The following is a 19,048-nucleotide window of genomic DNA, read 5'->3' on the forward strand; positions in this document are numbered from 1 at the left end:
CTTGTCGACTCACTAACACTTGTAGATGTTGATTCGCTCGATGACGTACTTGCGCTTGTGGAATCGCTGTTGCTTACACTTGTGCTACCACTAAAGCTTGCTGAATCACTCGCACTTAATGATGCAGAAATGCTTGTACTCAATGATGCAGAATCGCTGATTGACGTACTTTCACTTGCTGATTCGCTGTTACTGATACTTGTACTTACTGATAACGAATCGCTGATCGACGTGCTGGTGCTTGTTGACTCACTAATGCTTGCAGATGTTGATTCACTGCTTGACGTACTTGCGCTTGTGGAATCACTGTTGCTTACACTTGTACTACCACTGAAGCTTGCTGATTCACTCGCACTTAGGGAAGATGAAACACTTGTACTCAATGATGATGAATCACTAATTGATGTGCTCAAGCTTGTCGACTCACTGATACTTGTAGATGTTGATTCACTACTTGACGTACTTGCACTTGTCGAATCACTGTTACTTACACTAGTGCTACCGCTAAAGCTTGCTGATTCACTCGCACTTAGGGAAGATGAAATACTTGTACTCAATGATAATGAATCGCTGATCGAGGTGCTTGTGCTTGTGGATTCACTAATACTTACAGATGTTGATTCACTACTTGACATACTTGTACTTGTCGAATCACTGTTGCTTACACTTGTACTACCACTGTAACTTGCAGAATCACTCGCACTTAGGGATGTCGAAATGCTTGTACTCAATGATGCAGAATCGCTGATTGACGTACTTTCACTTGTTGACTCACTAATACTTACTGAAAGTGAATTACTTGCAGATATACTTTCGCTTGCCGAATCGCTATTACTTACACTCGTACTGCCGCTATAACTTGCTGAATCACTCGCACTTAGGGATGTCGAAACACTTGTGCTCAATGATGATGAATCACTGATCGAGGTGCTCAGGCTTGTTGACTCACTAATACTTACTGAAAGTGAATTACTTGCAGATATACTTTCGCTTGCCGAATCGCTATTACTTACGCTCGTACTGCCGCTATAACTTGCAGAGTCACTTGCACTTAATGATGTCGAAATGCTGGCGCTCAATGAGGATGAATCACTAAGCGAGGTACTCAAACTCATTGACTCACTGTTACTTAATGATAATGAATCGCTAACTGATGTGCTGGTACTGATTGACTCGCTAATACTTACAGATGTTGAAGCACTAGCTGACGTACTTACACTTGTGGAATCACTGTTACTTACACTTGTGCTGCCACTGAAGCTTGCTGATTCGCTAGTAGACTCACTATTGCTTTCACTAATGCTCAATGACATCGACATACTAATTGAATTTGAGATCGAGTCTGATTCCGATAAACTTTCTGATAAACTCATGCTAGCACTCAATGAATCAGAAATAGATTCGCTGAAACTAATGCTCTCACTAAGCGAAGAAGAATCAGATTCACTAATTGCGACAGATAATGATTCTGATGCTGAAATACTTTCTGATACTGAATCACTCTCTGACAATGATAGTGAAGTGGATTCACTGAGTGATTGCGAGAGTGAAACTGATACTGACTCAGATAAAGATAAACTTTCAGAATCACTTGTACTGTTGCTCAATGATCCAGAAACAGAGGCACTAAAGCTAGAACTATCACTTTCTGAATCTGACTCAGAAACACTAGCTGATATGGATAACGATTCTGATGCTGAAAGACTTTCTGACATTGAATCACTATCCGACAATGAAATCGATGTTGAAATACTTTCAGATAGGGATTCTGATAAAGATTCTGAATCACTAAGCGAAATTGAAAGAGACATTGATTCACTTTCTGAGATAGAGGTCGATGACGAGCCACTCTCTGAGTCCGACACTGAAATAGATTCACTTGTTGAAAGAGACGCTGATTCTGAGTCACTCAATGAGATCGAAACCGATTCTGAATCACTTAAAGAAGTTGAAGTAGAGATTGATGTTGATAATGATTCAGATGTCGAATCATTCATATCAGATTCACTTTCTGAAATAGACGATGACAATGAGTCACTCTCTGATTCTGAAACTGAAACAGACTCACTCATTGATGTAGACATTGATTCTGAATCACTAACAGAGATCGATTCTGATAAAGAGTCACTTTCTGAAATCGATTGAGAAAGAGAAACACTTTCTGATTCTGAAGTAGAAGTAATAATGGATTCTGATAATGATTCACTTCCCGAAACAGACTCTGAAGTAGACAAAGATACCGGATCTTGTTCATAATTGACCGTGAACATCTGAGGTGAAGAATCCATTTGAGATGCTCCATTACTGGTGGTGTCAAAAGTTTGATTGGCAGCCATAGCTTCCGCTAATGTATTGTAGACTACTCCATCTGGTCCTGTAACCGTATAAATATATCCATTTCTCTCTAAATCTGCATCTGTTACACCAAGAGTGATACTTTCGTTTGAAACGCCAGAAGTACCATATTTTCCAACAGTGACTGTTCCCGGGATTTGCTCAAATGCTTCCCCTGTAGCAGGATCTGATTCCGGTTGATTATTTCCAACGACACCGACTTCTTGATAAGACGGATAGAGAGTGATCGTAATAAACTGTTGATCACTATCTGTCGTACTACCATTATTGCTAGTATTATCAAAAACAAATGTCCCTGTTTGATCTGCATAATAACCGGTTTGAGTGAGGTAATCCGCAATTAAATCCTCATAACTTATTTCTTGGCCGGTCGTCCCATTGATGGCAACTGTGCCAGTTTGGTTTTGTAATGGACGACCATCTGAATTAACAAATGTTACGTTGACTGTTTGTGTATCTGCTACAACATAAATAGTGGTTAGACTCGCTCCAGTTCCGACTGTAGTAGATCCAGGCTGTACATTACCATTTAATACTGCACCTGTTGCATAGTAGTAACCAGGAGGTAAATTCGTCGAAGTATAGTAACTATTGGTCCAATCAATAACATTCCCGTAGTTTGCAGGAACTCTATCTGTTCCTGAAGCTTCGGTACCAGCATTCATGTACTCAGAAGAAATCACTTGACCTGTCTTAACGTCAACATATTGGTACTGAACCGAATTATTAGCAACACCGTATACATAAATATTATAGGTATAATTGGTGTTTTCCATCGGAACGATCGCAACTGTCGCTTGTCCATAACTATCCCCATTATCAGCATCAGTCGTACTATCTCCACCACTTTGGCCATCATTTTTCGCAGAACTAGCGACTTGGGTACCAATCGCCCACATATAATTATCAGGCATTAGATCATTGGCATACTCCAACGTTTGCAAATCAAGATACTCACCAATGTAATTAACGTCTGGATCAATTGGCATATCAACAGTTTTGATAATATTGCCATACTGATCAACATAGTTTACAGTTACAGTTCCTGGTGCAATAGCAACAGTCGCTAATTCACGGGTAGAAGTATCTACAATATTAGATGTAGTAACATTTCCAGCCGTATCTTTAATGGTGGTTGTCGTACCTGAAATAGTCATCTCTACGAATTTTAAGTTACGGTTTCCTTCTGGAGCAGCGGTTTGGCTACTGCTGCCTTGCCATGTACTAATCTGAGAATTATTCATGACAAATGTTCCCGAACCTGTAATCAATCGGCCAGCCGAAACAGCTCCTGAAGAAGTTAAACGTGCTAAGTGCAATGCTCGCGGTGAAATAAAGCGAATGGTTGCGCCAGAATCAACGTTTACAACAGTATTGGCATTCCATTGTTGCAAATCAAGTACCGTTCCTGCATTAAATGTAACAACCGCTCTATTTGTGACATTCAGCGAGTTAGAACCTACTGTACGCGTAGCCGTCATTTGTAAATTTTGTCCAAAAGTTGCAGTTCGGTCATTTGATTGACTTCCTGAATAACGAGAAAAATCAAGGAGCATTTGGAAGCCGTCTTGTTTCCAGGTTACGTCATCTCCAACAGTGATTGAGTTAAATCCATAATAGACAAGGGGATAGTTGTTACTATTATAGGTACTAAGTTCGTTCCCAATAATTGTCGCTCCATCACCTACTTTAAAGGTATGGTTGAATCCTGTATCACTCGCATTGTTCCCTCGGATGGCCATATAGTAAAACATGGAATAACCAGTGGTACCAGCTGTTCGATTCAACTCTACATGGGATCCGTTAGCGATAGCTACTTCCCCAATTTGCATCAATTCTTGTTTTACATTGGCAACGATTTTGCCTGATAAAGTCACTTGACTATCCTCAGCATCCAGTAGTCGTCGTGGTTGATAAGCAGTATCTGTTCCGCTAACACCATCTCGTCCTTCGAGAGTGACATTATCGATATTGAAGTACCAGTATCCATAACCACCTGTTGCCGACCTTGAATCGATCACAGCGTCCGCTGTACCTGTCCCACTGTCTCCTGAGTTGGTGCCTGACTGCCAATGAATCAAGTTAATATTTGTGATCGTAAAAATAGAACCGCGAACCGTAGAACTTGCCCCTACATTAAACGCTGCTCCTGCCATATTGACTGTAAAACCATTCCCGTCAATAATCACACTCGTTTCGCGCCAACCCAAATCACGAGTTGCCACATTGGTAGCCGCTGTAATATTGGCGGTTACCTCGATATAGGTAATCGAAGAATTTCCATATGCTGCTTTTAAGGTAGCCCAGTCAGTAACTGCGGCATAAGTGCCATTAGCAATAGCGGTTTGCTTATATAAATCTTTATTCTTCACTTGGTCTGGCACATCAACTGTTACCCCAGAAGGTGAATTGGTTTTATTTCCATCATTGATTGCCTGCTCAAATTCTTCTCGACCCATATCCGGATCTGCAGAAACATTGATTTTAATGATCTGCCCCGATTGGGTGGTAATTGCAAAACTTGCAATCAAATTATTGGCACTAGCATATTGTTGCGCTGCCCGTATCAAAGATGTACTTGGTGAATTGCCATCTTTGACTACTATCTCTAATGAATTCGTTGTAGTGTCAACCGACGCTTGTACTTTCTTCGGCACTAATTGATCAAAGAGATCTTGTGCTTTTTGCGATTCTACTTTATTTTTTTCGGTGACTGTTTGTTTTGGTGGGTTCTTTTGACTTACTGACGTTGAATGAGAGACGCTGGTAGATCGTGACATCGATAGACTAGTCGATTCTGATGCACTTGACGACAACGAACCACTTTCTGAAATAGAGGTACTTTCTGAGATACTCAAACTCTCTGATTCAGACACACTCTCCTCCTCGGAAAGGCTCATTGATTCAGAAGTGCTTTGGGATTCTTCAATAGTGGTAACATTGTTTTCAATTTCTGAATCACTCACACTCTGTGATTCGGTTAAACTAGTTGACTCTGTTGCACTTTGTGACTGGGTAATACTTTCGGATTCAGAAAAACTATCCGATGGCTGTGTGCTTTCAGATTGAGAAGTAGCTTCACTTTCTTGTGTCGATGAAGCCGGTATTTTGGTCGTCGTTTTATTTGCCAAGACATTCTCGGCATTTGCTTCTTTACTTGCATCTAATGGCGGTGTGATTTCTGAAGCATGTGCCACGATTGGCGCGATACTCAATCCAGCAATGCCAGTAAAAGAAGTGATCGTTGCATAGACCCAATGTTTTCCGCTTTTATACATCTTGTAGCGTTCACTTTTATTGGAGCGTAACAACTTTCGATAATTATTCTTTTTACTCATTACGTTTATTTTTCTCCCCTTTCGTAAAAATGTTTTATAAACTTCCCCAAGTCCTATTTATTTAGAAGATAGGATAACTAATTATTTCATAGCTAGTAAAAAAGTTACGTTTTGTCCCAGAATCGGGACAAAAAAAAGCAACCTCTCCAATAGAAGAGGTTACTCCACTTGAAATTCCTGTTGGACAAGCTTTAAAGCAGCTGCGATCGTATCGTCCATATCATAATAGCGATAGCTGGCTAGGCGCCCACCAAACAAACAATTTTTTTGCTGTTGCGCTAATTTTTCATATTTGCGATACAATGCATTATTGCTTTGATCGTTAATTGGGTAGTAAGGAATATCTCCTTTCTTCCACTCTTTCGGGTATTCTTTAGTGATAACTGTTCTTTTTGACACCACTGGACAAAAATGTTTATGCTCAATGATTCGCGTATAGGGCGTTTGACTGTCTGTAAAGTTCATGACGGCTGTTCCTTGGTAATTATCCGTGTTATAGACTTCAGTTTCAAAATGTAAAGACCGATAGGCCAACTCGCCATAACAATAATCGAAATATTGATCAATCATTCCAGTATAAACAATGTTCTTAGAAGAGGCTTCATGTCGTGTGCGATCTGCAAAAAAATCAGTCTCTAAAGAAACATCAATCAGTGGATGTGTAAGCATTTTTTGAATCATTTGTGTATAACCCAATTTAGGTATTCCTTGAAAAATATCCGTAAAATAATTGTTGTTAAAGGTATACCGGATCGGCAGCCTTTTGATAATAAAAGAAGGAAGAAGATCACATTCTCGTCCCCACTGTTTTTCAGTGTAGCCTTTGATCAGCTTATGATAGATGTCTGGTCCGACTAAAGAAAGAGCCTGTTCTTCTAAATTTCGTGGTCTTTTTATTCTTGTCTTTTCAATTTGAGTCATTATTTTGGTACGAGCTTCAGCAGGATTTTTGGTTCCCCATAGTTGGTAAAATGTGTTCATATTAAAAGGAAGATTATATAGCTCGCCTTGATAGTTTGCAATAGGAGCATGAATGTAGGGATAGAATTCAGTAAACTGATTGATATAGTCCCAAATTTTTTTACTCGATGTATGAAAAATATGCGCACCATATTTATGTACGTCGATTCCTGCTTGTTTTTCTGTATAACAATTACCGCCAATATGTGTCCGTTTTTCCAACATTTTGACTGTATGTCCCCGTTTTGCTGCTTCATGAGCAAAAACTGAGCCAAAAAGACCTGTACCAACGATCAAATAATCATAAGCCATTTTTTTCTCCTAAAAACTATTTTCTTCTATTATAGGATTTTGATAAGTCAGAACTATAATTTCTTTTTTTTGAAAAAGAAAATAAAGAAGAAATGACTACCTTCTGTTATCTTAAATGATTGGTCATTGTCTACACTGAATGAATCGAGACAACAAAAAAGCTCTGAAATCGCAGCAGCTGACTGTTAAATCAACCGCTGCTCTTTCAGAGCAAAGCAATAATCGAAAGATTATTTATTTTTTAAGTTGTAGAAAGCTTGCAAGCCTTTGTATTCAGCAACTTCACCAAGTTGGTCTTCGATACGTAGTAATTGGTTGTATTTTGCAATACGGTCAGTACGTGAAAGAGAACCAGTTTTGATTTGGCCAGCGTTTGTTGCAACAGCGATATCAGAGATTGTTGAATCTTCTGTTTCACCTGAACGGTGAGAAACTACTGCAGTGTAACCAGCTTCTTTCGCCATTTCGATTGCATTGAATGTTTCAGTCAATGTACCGATTTGGTTAACTTTGATAAGGATTGAGTTACCGATACCGTTTTTGATTCCTTTTTCAAGGATTTCAGTATTTGTAACAAACAAGTCATCCCCTACTAATTGAACTTTGTCGCCTAAGCGTTCAGTTAATAGTTTCCAACCATCCCAATCGTTTTCATCCATACCGTCTTCGATAGTGATGATTGGGTATTTGTTAACTAATTCTTCTAAGTAGTCAACTTGTTCAGCAGCAGTACGTTTTACGCCGTTTTCGCCTTCAAATTTAGAGTAGTCGTAAACACCGTTTTCGTAGAATTCTGATGATGCACAGTCAAATCCTAGGTATACATCTTTACCTGGTTCTAAACCAGCAGCTTTGATTGCTTCTAAGATTGTTTCAACACCGTCTTCAGTTCCTTCAAAACGAGGAGCGAAACCACCTTCGTCACCTACTGAAGTTTCTAAACCACGTTTAGACAAGATTGATTTCAAAGCGTGGAATACTTCAGTACCCCAACGTAAGCCTTCTTTGAATGTAGGTGCGCCTACAGGCAAGATCATGAATTCTTGGAAAGCGATTGGTGCGTCAGAGTGAGAACCACCGTTGATGATGTTCATCATAGGAGTTGGCAATACTTTTGTATTGAATCCGCCTAAGTAGTGGTATAAAGGTACTTCTAGGTAATCAGCAGCTGCACGAGCAACAGCGATAGAAACACCAAGAATCGCGTTTGCGCCTAATTTGCCTTTGTTAGGAGTTCCGTCTAAAGCGATCATTGCTTTATCGATAGCCATTTGGTCACGTACATCGTAGCCGATGATAGCTTCTGCAATGATGTTATTTACATTGTCAACTGCTTTCGTTACACCTTTACCGCCATAACGAGCTTTGTCGCCATCACGTAATTCAACTGCTTCGTGTTCACCTGTTGAAGCTCCTGAAGGAACCATTCCGCGGCCGAAAGCACCTGATTCTGTGTAGACTTCTACTTCGATAGTTGGGTTACCACGTGAGTCTAAGACTTCGCGTGCGTAAACATCAGTAATAATTGACATGTTTTGTCTCTCCTTTGAGTTTGTTTTATCTTAAGGGGAATACCCCTTGCGAACAACTTAATTGTAGTGAAAAAATGACGATTCTGCAAATGTTATTTTCATGAAAATGAAATTATTTTACAGCATCTAATAATGCTAGGAATGAATCAGCTTGCAAGCTTGCGCCGCCAACTAATGCTCCGTCAACATTTTCTTTTGCCATGTATTCAGCAATGTTTTCAGGTTTTACAGAGCCTCCGTATTGAATACGTACGCTGTCTGAAACTTCTTTGCCGTATAATTTTTCAACGGTTTTGCGGACAACGCCACAAATTTCGTCTGCGATGTTTGCATCCGCAGATTTACCAGTACCGATCGCCCAGATTGGTTCGTAAGCAATCACAAGATTACTTACTTGACCGTCTGTTAAACCGTCTAAGCCAGCAGTGATTTGTCCTTCGATCCACTCCGCTGTTTTGCCAGCTTCATAGGTTTCTAAAGATTCACCACAGCATAGGATTGGGATCATGCCGTTTGCAAAGATTGCTTTGGCTTTTTTGTTGATGTCTTCATCTGTCTCATGGAAGTATTCACGACGTTCTGAATGACCAATGATGACATAGTCAACACCTAGATCTGCTAAAGCTGCTGGTGAAGTTTCGCCAGTAAAGGCACCTTCATTTTCCCAGTAGCTGTTTTGAGCAGCAATTTTTAATTCTGTTCCTTCAGCAGCATTCACTAATGTTTCTAAGAATAAAGCTGGCGAACCGATCACAGAGTCAACTGTATCGTTGCTAGGAATTTTTGTTTTGACTGCTTCAGCAAATTCTTTTGCTTCTTTCGCAGTTTTGTTCATTTTCCAGTTTCCGGCAATAATTGGTTTGCGCATGTTCTGGCACTCCTTTTCGTTATCAAGCGTGCAAAGAAAGTTCTTTGCACGGCTTGTCATTGATTATTTATCGTTGATCGCAGCTAGGCCAGGAAGTGTTTTTCCTTCTAGCAATTCAAGGCTGGCACCGCCACCTGTTGAGATGTGGGTAAATTTGTCAGCAAACCCTAATTGTTCTGCTGCAGCTGCAGAGTCACCGCCACCGATGATCGTTGTTGCATCTTCAAGGTTGGCAATTGCTTCACAAACACCGATCGTACCGTTTGCGAAGTTAGACATTTCAAACACACCCATCGGTCCGTTCCAAACGACTGTTTTTGCGCCTTTTAATGTTTCAGCAAACAAAGCGATGGTTTCAGGTCCGATATCTAAGCCCATTTGTCCTTCAGGAACATCACCAGTATGTTCTTCTGTTGGGACATCATTTGAAAACTCAGCAGCAGTGATTGAATCAACTGGTAATACTAATTTATCGCCAGCTTTTTCGATCAATTCTTTTGCTAATTCTACTTTATCTGCTTCCACAAGAGAATTACCGATTTCCATGCCTTTTGCTTTGTAGAACGTATACGTCATTCCGCCGCCGATCAAGATTTTGTCTGCTTTAGGAATCAAGTTTTCGATTACGCCGATTTTGTCAGATACTTTTGCTCCACCAAGAATCGCGATCATTGGACGTTTTGGTTCTTCGACTGCATCACCGATGAATTTGATTTCTTTTTCCATTAAGAAACCAGCAACTGTTGGGATACCTGTTGAAGCGATCCCTACGTTTGAAGCGTGTGCGCGGTGTGCGGTACCAAAGGCATCATTTACAAAAACATCGCCTAAAGAAGCCCAATATTTACCTAGTTCAGGATCGTTTTTGCTTTCTTTTTTGCCATCGATGTCTTCGAAACGAGTGTTTTCAAAAACAACGACATCGCCATCTTGCATGTTGTTGATCGCTGCTTCTAATTTTTCGCCGCGGGTTTCATCAACGAATGTTACTTCTTTGCCTAACAATTCGCCTAGACGTTTCGCAACTGGCGCTAAAGATTTTCCAGCTTTATCTGCTTCTTCTTTCACACGACCTAAGTGTGAGAAAAGAATTGCTTTTCCGCCGTTTTCGATCACATAATTGATTGTTGGTAATGCTGCTTTGATCCGTGTATCATCTCCGATCACTCCATCTTTCAATGGAACGTTGAAGTCCACACGTACAAGAACTTTTTTATCTTTTAAATCGATATCTTGAACTGTCATTTTAGCCATGAACAGATTCCTCCTAGCATAATTGTTAAAAAAAGCGGAGAAGCGCGATGCTTCCCCGCTTTCTCTTGCGATGGTTTAAATTAAAGTCGTTCGCAACTCTTATAGGTTAGCGAAGTATTCTAAAGTACGTACTAATTGTGCAGTGTATGACATTTCATTGTCGTACCAAGCAACAGTTTTAACTAATTGTTTGTCGCCAACAGTCATAACTTTTGTTTGAGTTGCATCAAATAATGAACCGTAAGTCATACCAACGATATCAGAAGAAACGATTTCGTCTGTGTTGTAACCGTAAGATTCGTTTGAAGCTTCTTTCATTGCTGCATTGATTTCATCAACAGTTACTTCTTTGTCAAGAACAGTAACTAATTCAGTTAATGAACCAGTTGCAACAGGAACACGTTGAGCAGCACCATCTAATTTGCCGTTCAATTCTGGGATTACTAAGCCGATCGCTTTAGCAGCACCAGTTGAGTTAGGCACGATGTTTGCAGCAGCAGCACGGGCACGGCGGAAGTCACCTTTAGGGTGTGGTCCGTCTAGAGTCATTTGGTCACCTGTGTAAGCATGGATTGTAGTCATTAATCCTTCAATCACACCAAATTTGTCGTTCAATGTTTTCGCCATAGGAGCTAAACAGTTTGTTGTACATGAAGCACCAGAGATAACTGTTTCTTCACCTGTTAAAGTTTCATGGTTTGTGTTGTAAACGATTGTTGGAACATCGTTTCCACCAGGAGCTGAGATAACTACACGTTTTGCACCAGCTGTTAAATGTTTTTCAGCAGCTGCTTTAGAAGTGAAGAATCCAGTACATTCTAACACGATTTCAACACCTAGTTCGCCCCAAGGCAATTCTTCAGGGTTGCGGTTAGCTAAAACTTTGATTTCGTTTCCGTTCACATTGAATGAACCTTCGTGAACTTCAACTGTACCGTTGAAACGTCCTTGTGTTGTATCATATTTTAACAAGTGAGCTAACATTTTAGCGTCTGTTAAGTCATTGATAGCCACAACTTCGATTCCTTCTACTTCTTGGATACGACGAAATGCTAAGCGTCCGATACGTCCAAATCCATTAATACCTACTTTAACTGTCATTTAAGATTTCCTCCTTATGAAAATCATAAAAATATTTATTTTAAAGGGTTGCCCCTTTTAAAATCTCATTTGCGCAAGCTTCATCGGTGATGAGCCAGGTTTGTTTTGGTGCATTTTTCATGTATGCATTGACCGCTTTGGCTTTTGATTGTCCGCCAGCGACCGCAAAAATGATTGGGACTTTTTGTAAATCTTTTAATTGAAGTCCGATTCGAGGAACTTTGTAAACGACCTCGCCTGCTTCGTTAAAGAAATACCCAAAGGATTCTGCAACTGCATTTTTTTGTTTCAACATCAGAATTTCTTGTTCTGACATTTTTCTTCGAGCCGCCATATGCAACGCCCGTCCAATACTATGAATAACACAATTTGCTTGACTTATCAAGTTTAAGACATCAACGATGGCGGGTTCTTTCAAGAGAAACTCGTAGGTGTTCATGCTTAATTGTTCTGGTACAAACAAGGAGCGATAATCGCCATTTGTCTGCATTGCCATCACCGAGCTGACAGAGTTTGCTTGCACGTTGACTGATTCTCCGATACCACCACGGGCTGGAACAAACAAGTTATGACGTTTGGCGGTTTCCAAATTACCCAATTCCTCGGCAACTTTCGCCATTGTCGTCCCTCCCATTACTGCGATGGTGTTTTTGCCTTCTGGCAATAAGAGATCCAACGATTCATTCAGCAACTGGCCAAATTCAGCAATAACTTTCGGTTGTCGATCACCATCGCCGCTCGCAATCAAACAACGTTCGATGCCAAAGGTCTCTGATAATCGTTTCTCGATTTGGTGCATTCCGAACAGCTGATCCATCAGTGCACCAATCTTCGTGTACACTTCTTCTCCGTAGGCGGTCAATTGCATGCCGCTTTTTGAAGAGTCGATCAGTTTCAGCTTTTTAAGGATATCTGTTTCCGTCCTCAACACGCGTTCCGTCATTGATAAACTTTCCGAAAGTGTCCGGCGGCCAACGGGCTGCATCCAATAAATATTTCTTAAGATACGGTAACGTTCCTGGAGTACAGCGAGAATATCCGGGGTGATTGCCTCAATCAATTTTAATTCATCGAGCATTTTATATCCTCCCGTTGGACAATTTTCGTCCTACAATGACTTAAAATGACCCATCGATTGCAAAAAAAATTTAAATCTGTTTCCTACACCAATAATAGTAGCACTTATCGCCTTGATACGCAACTATTTCAGTCACAAAATCTTGCTTTTCATAAAATCGTCATAATTTGAAAAAGAGGAAAGGATCGATAAAAAAAGGAAAGGCTTTGCTGCCTTCCCTACTCATCGTTAATAGTAAGTTTTGCTTTACTCGAATCGTTTCCGCTTGGAAGAACCAGGGATATTCATGGCTTCACGATACTTTGCCACCGTTCGTCTAGAAATATCGATGCCTTGGGCTTTGAGGGCATCTGTCAACTTTTGGTCTGACAATGGTTTGTTTTTATTTTCTTCATTGATCAGTGCTTTTAGCTGCTGTTTGATCGATGCCGTCGTCAGGTCATCACCGCTTTCTTGCGTCGAAACTTTCTGTCCAAAGAATAGTTTTAATTCAAACACCCCAAAGGAGGTCTCCAAGTATTTCCCATTGACTGCCCGGCTGACCGTTGATTCATGAATTCCTAATTCTTCGGCAACTTCTCTTAAAACCAATGGCTTTAATGGTCGATCTGGTTGAGTGAAAAACTCCTTTTGCCGCGCAACGATCTGCACCCCGACACGATAGATGGTATCCCCTCGTTGCAGCAAGGTCTTCTTTAACCACTCGAACTCTTGGGCTTTATTGTCTAAATAACTTAAGACTTCTGGATCACCGCTTTGCTTCAATTGGTCAAAGTACTGCTGCTGAAAGCGAACCTCTGGTAAGGCGCGTTTGTTTGATTTCACGATCGGTTGTCCTTTTTCAACCGTCACTCGCAGGTCAGGAACGATGTAAAGCCCATCGGTCGACCCAAACGCCGCCCCTGGTGTGGGGGTCAATGTTTGAACATAATCAAAGACCTTTTGAATCTCAGTTAATGGAATCTGCAGCGCTTTGCTGATTTTGTCCCACTTGCGCTCTGCCATTTCCGTGAAGAATTCTTCTAAAATGAGATAAGCCATTGGCGGCGCATAGTCATCTCTTTCCGTTTGCAGCATCAAACACTCTCTTAGATCACGAGCACCGACTCCTGCCGGATCCAGTTGCTGGATCAAGGTTAAAGCATCAAGCATTTGGATCGGCGTCCCCCCGACAAGCTTCCCAGCTTCTTCCAAATCAATCGTCAAAAAGCCGTTTAAATCAATGTACTCGACTAAAAATAAAACGATCGTCCGCAAAAAGGTGTCGCGGTAATTTAAATGAACTTGATCAATGAGGTGTTCGAATAAAGACGTGTGCTGATCAGGGATCTGGCTTAAGTAATCCATTATTTGTTCTGACGAGCCGCTGCTCTTGCTTGGTGTGATGGGCGAATCATATTCCCCCAGATCAATCAACGGATTTTCTAATGCCTGGTTATCTATGAAGGACAATAATTCATCTGCAGAAAATTGCAGCACTTGGATCGATTGCTGTAATTTCTGCGTCATAGCAAGCTTTTGCGTCTGTTTTTGTTGTTGTGAAAATTGCTGTTGAAATTTCATCATTCTACCTCTTGTTTTTTTCACTGAAATTGGTTAAACTAATATTTGTGCTTCGCGCCTTTAGTGTAGTGGATATCACGTAAGATTCCGGTTCTTGAGACGGGGGTTCGATTCCCTCAAGGCGCGTTTTTTCTTTTCGTTACAAGTATACTCGATTCAAATCAATAATTCAAAAGCACTTAGGGACCGCTGATGCGGTTCCTTTTTTATTTGTATCTATGTAAGAAGGCGAACTCGTCCTTCAACGATTAAAAGCTGCTTGCAGCCATAAGGCGAAAAAAAGAAGAGGATTACTCCTCTTCTTCCTCTTCATCCGCAAAATCATCTTCATCATCGTCATCGATAATGGTGAGATCTTCCTCAATGCTGTCAGGTAATTCTTCTTCATCATCGGTGCTATTGTCGGCGCCGATTTCTTGCAAGTCTGAATTGTATGCCGAGATTTCTTCATCCTCGTCATCATCATCATCAAAGAGATCATCTTCTTCGTCATCTGACAAATCAGTATCCTCAGGATCATCATCGTTATAATCGATTGCATCTTCATCATCGTTGATAAAGGCATTGACTTTTTTACGTTTGCGACGACGTGGTGTATCTTCATCATCGTCTTCGATGCCATGGTTGACTTCTTCATCGATCGAATCAATGGCGTACCACGAACGTAAGCCCCAACGATTGTCGCCTAAAGAAATAAAACTACCGTCGATATTCAAGTCTGTATAAAACTGCGCCAATGAATCACGAATCTCGCTGTCTGAAGTTTCAAGATAGTTTTGAATTTGGTTGACCAAATCAGAAAAATCCATCACGTCACCGCGCTGCTCTAAAATCGCATGGGCAACTTCAATCATCGACAATTCGTTTTTATTTACACCTTCAAATACATTAATTTCCAAACGGGACACGTCCTTTCACAGTCTACTCCTAATCATACAAAATTACGTCTCAAATTGCAATTTTTTCTTTCAATTTCCCTTTGATTAAGCGGTAAATTCTAAAGACAGTTTGTATTCGCCGACTTTGTCAGCAGCCATGAACAAGTCATAATCGATATCGATCTTTCCCGAGTATGGACGGTCTTTCAAGCTAACGTGCAAGTGATTGGTGAAGGTGTGGAACATCATCAAGCCATACGGGGTTTGATAACTCGTCTCTAAACGTTCCTTATAAGAAAATTTCAAGCGCATGCGCATTTCCCCTGAGCGAATCAATTGAATCAATCCGTCTGGCATAATTTTCATCGTAACGGGAATGTCGGTGCCGTCTGGCTGGATCTCTTTGTAACGGAGATATAAGGTATCACCGATCTTGACTGCTTGTCCTTGCAGATCAAACAGAAAGTTCTCTGTTTCCCCTGCTTGACGTACATTGGTTGTTAAATGAATCGAGATTGGGATTCCTTTTGATAATTCTTGCATGTACGTGTGCCTCCTTTGAAGATTTCAGTTTCATTCTTGCTTTTTTTCATTCGTTTGTCAATCATTTCAGTTGATTCTCCTTAGTCTATTTCTTCATTGAAAATAAAAAAAGAAAACAATAGCAAGTTTTCATTCTTTTCTCCAAGTAATTTTCCAAGAATCGTATATAATAAGGATAACAGGTATTTTAAAGGAGTTTAACCGATTTGACTATCTATGTAATGGATCAAACCTTACCACGTATCCACAATCCTTATGAGCCGTTTGCCTTCACCGATGTTGCCACCGAAGTTGCTGGCAAACAGGAACAAGTTTATTGTCATTTTTGGCAGTTGTCCGATACGATGATTTTAGGCATGAAAGATACCCGGCTGCCTTTTTTGACAGATGGTCTGCAGGTTTTGAAAGAAGCTGGCTATGCCTCGATCATCCGCAACTCAGGGGGGCTTGGCGTAATTAATGATGCCGGTATTTTGAATGTCTCCCTCATCTTCCCTAAACATTTGGCTGCCACCACAGATGCAGCCTATGAAATGATGGCGACATTGCTGCAAACCGCCTTTCCTGAGCGGACAATTTTGGCTTATGAAATTGCTGACTCGTATTGCCCAGGCACCTATGACCTGAGTATTGATGGGAAAAAAATTGCTGGTACAGCACAACGACGAATCAAAGACGGCGTGGCTGTCATGATGTATCTGAGTGTCAACGGCGACCAACCAGCCCGCGGCTCTCTCGTTCGTCGTTTTTACCAAGCAGGTTTGAAAGAGCGCTTTGGTACAGATGGCTATCCAGCCGTCAATCCTGCGAGCATGACCACTTTAGAAGCGGCCCTCGGCCGTAAGTTTACCACACACGAGGTGACTGACCGCTTGCAAAAAGCCCTGCTTTCCTTGATCACAGACCAATCCCTATATCCGCTTGAATCACTGGATCAATGGCGGACAGAAAATAACCTTAGCGAACAAATGCAGCAACGCTTAGCTGGCATGGAAAAGCGAAACCAACCAATAAAGGAGTTTAGCGATGAGCCTACCATATAAATATCAAACCTTAGCGATAGAAAAAGTATTTCGTGATCCTGTTCATAACTATGTCCATGTACAGCACCAAGTGATTTTAGATTTGATCAATTCCAAAGAAGTGCAGCGTTTGCGGCGCATCAAACAGCTGGGAACTGCTTCCTTTACCTTTCACGGAGCAGAACATAGCCGCTTTTCTCACTCCTTGGGCGTTTATGAAATCAGCCGTCGCATTTGCGATATTTTCCAACGCAATTATTCCCTTGAAAAAGTCGGACCAAACGGCTGGGATGATAAAGAGCGTTTAGTGACCTTGTGTGCAGCATTGCTTCATGATGTGGGCCACGGACCATACTCCCACACCTTTGAGCACATTTTCCATACAGACCATGAAGCCATCACAGTGGCGATCATTACTTCTCCTGAAACGGAAGTTCATCAGATATTGAACCGAGTGGAAGCTGGATTTCCTGAGAAAGTCGCAAGTGTTATCACTAAAACTTATCCAAATCCTCAAGTCGTTCAAATGATTTCTAGTCAAATCGATGCTGATCGGATGGACTACTTGCTGCGCGATGCTTATTTTACCGGCACTGAATACGGCACGTTTGATCTGACCCGAATTTTACGAGTGATTCGTCCGTACGAAGGCGGTATTGCTTTTTCTATGAATGGCATGCACGCTGTGGAGGACTACATCGTCAGTCGTTACCAGATGTATGTGCAAGTTTATTTCCATGCGAGTTCTCGAGGGATGGAAGTGATCTTAGCCCATTTGCTGGATCGAGCTGCAGAACTGTATCAAGTGGATTCAGAATTGTTTCAAGGCCATTCGCAGCTGCTTCTCCCATTTTTAAAACAAGAATTCACCTTAGATGAATACTTGAAACTCGACGATGGCGTTCTGAATACCTACTTTACCCAATGGACGGAAGAAAATGATCCGATCCTCAGCGATTTGGCCAAGCGGTTCTTAAATCGTAAACCGTTGAAATCCGCCCGCTTTGACGATGAGACGCAGTTGCCTATGATTGAAGAAATGCAGGGACTGGTGGAAAAAGTCGGCTTCAATCCCCGCTATTATACTGCCATCAATTCAAGCTTCGATCTGCCTTATGATTTTTATCGGCCGACTTCAGGCAAACATCGGACACAAATCGAATTACAGGAAAAAGATGGTTCCCTTGTGGAATTATCCCAAGCCAGTCAGCTAGTTGCAGCTTTAGCGGGACAAACCCAAGGTGACCAACGCTTTTATTTTCCAAAAGAAATGATTGACCCCAACATCCAAAATCACTATGATTTATTTGGAGAGACGTATCAAGAGTTTGCCAAGCACATTCGCAATGGTGCTTTGATCAAACCAAGCCACTAGGAGGAACTTATGAGTATCAAATTGATCGCCATCGATATCGATGGTACCCTGTTGAACAACGACCGCAAGATCACCCCAGCCGTTTACAAGGCATTGAAAGACGCTGAAAAGCAAGGTGTACGCATCGTTTTGTGTACGGGACGCCCTTTAACTGGTGTCCAAGATTTATTAAAGGAACTAGACTTATTTACGGACAATGATTTCGTTATTACTTATAATGGCTCTTTGGTTCAAAAAACCAAAAACCAAGAGATCATCTCTGAATTCGGCTTGTCCCAAGATGACTATCTCTTTGTTGAGATGACTGCGAGAAAATTAGGGGTTCATCTTCATGTAGAAACCGAAGATACCATGTATACCGCTAACCGCGATATCAGTCCTTATACGATTTATGAAGCCTTCTTAGTCAACATGCCATTGAAATATCGGACACCAGAAGAAATGACTGCTGACTTGAATATCATCAAAATGATGATGATCGATGATCCCGAAAAACTTAATCAGATCATCCCACAATTGCCGAGCAGTTTGACGGACAATTACAATGTGGTCAAAAGTGCTCCTTACTTCTTGGAAGTTCTAAATAAACAAGCCCATAAAGGGGCTGCTGTCAAAAAATTGGCGGAGCACTTAGGCATCAAACAAGAAGAAGTCATGGCGATCGGCGATAACGAAAATGATTTAACCATGGTGGAATACGCTGGTATCGGTGTGGCGATGGCCAATGCCACTGAAAACGTGAAAAATGCCGCAGATGTCCTAACTGCATCAAACGAAGAAGATGGTGTGGCAGAAGTAATCAACAAGTATGTTTTAGCAAATAACTAAGTGTAAAAGGCAGGTTTCCTTTTTATCGGAAGCCTGCCTTT

At 41.1% G+C, this 19,048-nt stretch carries 13 protein-coding genes and 1 tRNA gene; 4 read left to right on the forward strand and 10 right to left on the reverse strand.

Annotation, left to right across the window (positions count from 1 at the left end; translation table 11 throughout):
- From A5882_RS00405 to rpoN, 8 genes are all read right to left on the reverse strand, one after another.
- On the reverse strand, positions 1–5,693 hold a 5,693-nt coding region (locus A5882_RS00405), incomplete at its 3' end, for a KxYKxGKxW signal peptide domain-containing protein (RefSeq protein ID WP_176461992.1).
- 159 nt (positions 5,694–5,852) lie between these two features.
- Positions 5,853–6,965: a UDP-galactopyranose mutase gene (gene glf / locus A5882_RS00410; protein ID WP_005234362.1), complete on the reverse strand. Its 1,113-nt coding sequence runs from the start codon at positions 6,963–6,965 to the stop codon at positions 5,853–5,855.
- Positions 6,966–7,195: 230 nt separating this feature from the next.
- Positions 7,196–8,497 (reverse strand): surface-displayed alpha-enolase, encoded by a 1,302-nt coding sequence (gene eno, locus A5882_RS00415; RefSeq protein WP_005234360.1) that lies wholly within the window; start codon positions 8,495–8,497, stop codon positions 7,196–7,198.
- Positions 8,498–8,609: 112 nt separating this feature from the next.
- A complete protein-coding gene (tpiA, locus tag A5882_RS00420) occupies positions 8,610–9,365 on the reverse strand; it encodes a triose-phosphate isomerase (protein ID WP_060792838.1) in 756 nt (251 codons plus the stop codon).
- A 63-nt stretch (positions 9,366–9,428) separates the two neighbouring features.
- Positions 9,429–10,619: a phosphoglycerate kinase gene (gene pgk / locus A5882_RS00425; RefSeq protein WP_086372300.1), complete on the reverse strand. Its 1,191-nt coding sequence runs from the start codon at positions 10,617–10,619 to the stop codon at positions 9,429–9,431.
- Between the two features lie 99 nt (positions 10,620–10,718).
- Complete coding sequence (gene gap, locus A5882_RS00430) at positions 10,719–11,720, reverse strand: type I glyceraldehyde-3-phosphate dehydrogenase (RefSeq protein WP_008380858.1); 1,002 nt, start codon at positions 11,718–11,720, stop codon at positions 10,719–10,721.
- 40 nt (positions 11,721–11,760) lie between these two features.
- Positions 11,761–12,798, reverse strand: a complete 1,038-nt coding sequence (locus A5882_RS00435; RefSeq protein WP_005228675.1) for a sugar-binding transcriptional regulator — start codon at positions 12,796–12,798, stop codon at positions 11,761–11,763.
- 246 nt (positions 12,799–13,044) lie between these two features.
- Positions 13,045–14,364 carry an RNA polymerase factor sigma-54 gene (gene rpoN, locus A5882_RS00440; protein WP_176257008.1) on the reverse strand — a complete coding sequence of 440 codons (1,320 nt, stop codon included), beginning with the start codon at positions 14,362–14,364 and terminating at the stop codon, positions 13,045–13,047.
- 51 nt (positions 14,365–14,415) lie between these two features.
- Here rpoN and A5882_RS00445 point away from each other — a divergent pair.
- Positions 14,416–14,487 (forward strand) — tRNA-Arg (locus A5882_RS00445).
- Between the two features lie 164 nt (positions 14,488–14,651).
- Here the strand turns inward: A5882_RS00445 and rpoE are convergent.
- Both rpoE and A5882_RS00455 read right to left on the reverse strand, forming a co-directional pair.
- Positions 14,652–15,260, reverse strand: a complete 609-nt coding sequence (gene rpoE / locus A5882_RS00450) for a DNA-directed RNA polymerase subunit delta (RefSeq protein ID WP_086297788.1) — start codon at positions 15,258–15,260, stop codon at positions 14,652–14,654.
- Positions 15,261–15,344: 84 nt separating this feature from the next.
- Positions 15,345–15,782: a DUF1934 domain-containing protein gene (locus A5882_RS00455; RefSeq protein WP_005234346.1), complete on the reverse strand. Its 438-nt coding sequence runs from the start codon at positions 15,780–15,782 to the stop codon at positions 15,345–15,347.
- Between the two features lie 206 nt (positions 15,783–15,988).
- Here A5882_RS00455 and A5882_RS00460 point away from each other — a divergent pair, with 206 nt between their 5' ends.
- Genes A5882_RS00460 through yidA form a run of 3 tightly spaced genes read left to right on the forward strand, consistent with a single transcriptional unit; the run spans position 15,989 to position 19,007 of the window.
- Positions 15,989–16,825, forward strand: coding sequence for a lipoate--protein ligase family protein (locus tag A5882_RS00460; RefSeq protein WP_005234345.1), 837 nt, complete (start codon positions 15,989–15,991; stop codon positions 16,823–16,825).
- Entirely contained in the window at positions 16,809–18,179 is a 1,371-nt protein-coding gene (locus A5882_RS00465) for an HD domain-containing protein (protein ID WP_008380856.1), read from the forward strand. The genes A5882_RS00460 and A5882_RS00465 overlap by 17 nt, the downstream gene beginning before the upstream one ends.
- A gap of 9 nt (positions 18,180–18,188) precedes the next feature.
- Positions 18,189–19,007 (forward strand): sugar-phosphatase, encoded by an 819-nt coding sequence (gene yidA / locus A5882_RS00470; protein WP_005234343.1) that lies wholly within the window; start codon positions 18,189–18,191, stop codon positions 19,005–19,007.
- Positions 19,008–19,048: the final 41 nt, after the last annotated feature.

This window comes from Enterococcus sp. 4E1_DIV0656 (assembly GCF_002140695.1).
Lineage (GTDB): Bacteria > Bacillota > Bacilli > Lactobacillales > Enterococcaceae > Enterococcus_D > Enterococcus_D entomosocium.

Coding starts and splice junctions, on each gene's coding strand:
- glf (WP_005234362.1), bottom strand. CDS start 6,965: ATGGCTTATGATTATTTGATCGTTGGTACAGGTCTTTTTGGCTCAGTT.
- eno (WP_005234360.1), bottom strand. CDS start 8,497: ATGTCAATTATTACTGATGTTTACGCACGCGAAGTCTTAGACTCACGT.
- tpiA (WP_060792838.1), bottom strand. CDS start 9,365: ATGCGCAAACCAATTATTGCCGGAAACTGGAAAATGAACAAAACTGCG.
- pgk (WP_086372300.1), bottom strand. CDS start 10,619: ATGGCTAAAATGACAGTTCAAGATATCGATTTAAAAGATAAAAAAGTT.
- gap (WP_008380858.1), bottom strand. CDS start 11,720: ATGACAGTTAAAGTAGGTATTAATGGATTTGGACGTATCGGACGCTTA.
- A5882_RS00435 (WP_005228675.1), bottom strand. CDS start 12,798: ATGCTCGATGAATTAAAATTGATTGAGGCAATCACCCCGGATATTCTC.
- rpoN (WP_176257008.1), bottom strand. CDS start 14,364: ATGATGAAATTTCAACAGCAATTTTCACAACAACAAAAACAGACGCAA.
- A5882_RS00455 (WP_005234346.1), bottom strand. CDS start 15,782: ATGCAAGAATTATCAAAAGGAATCCCAATCTCGATTCATTTAACAACC.
- A5882_RS00465 (WP_008380856.1), top strand. CDS start 16,809: ATGAGCCTACCATATAAATATCAAACCTTAGCGATAGAAAAAGTATTT.
- yidA (WP_005234343.1), top strand. CDS start 18,189: ATGAGTATCAAATTGATCGCCATCGATATCGATGGTACCCTGTTGAAC.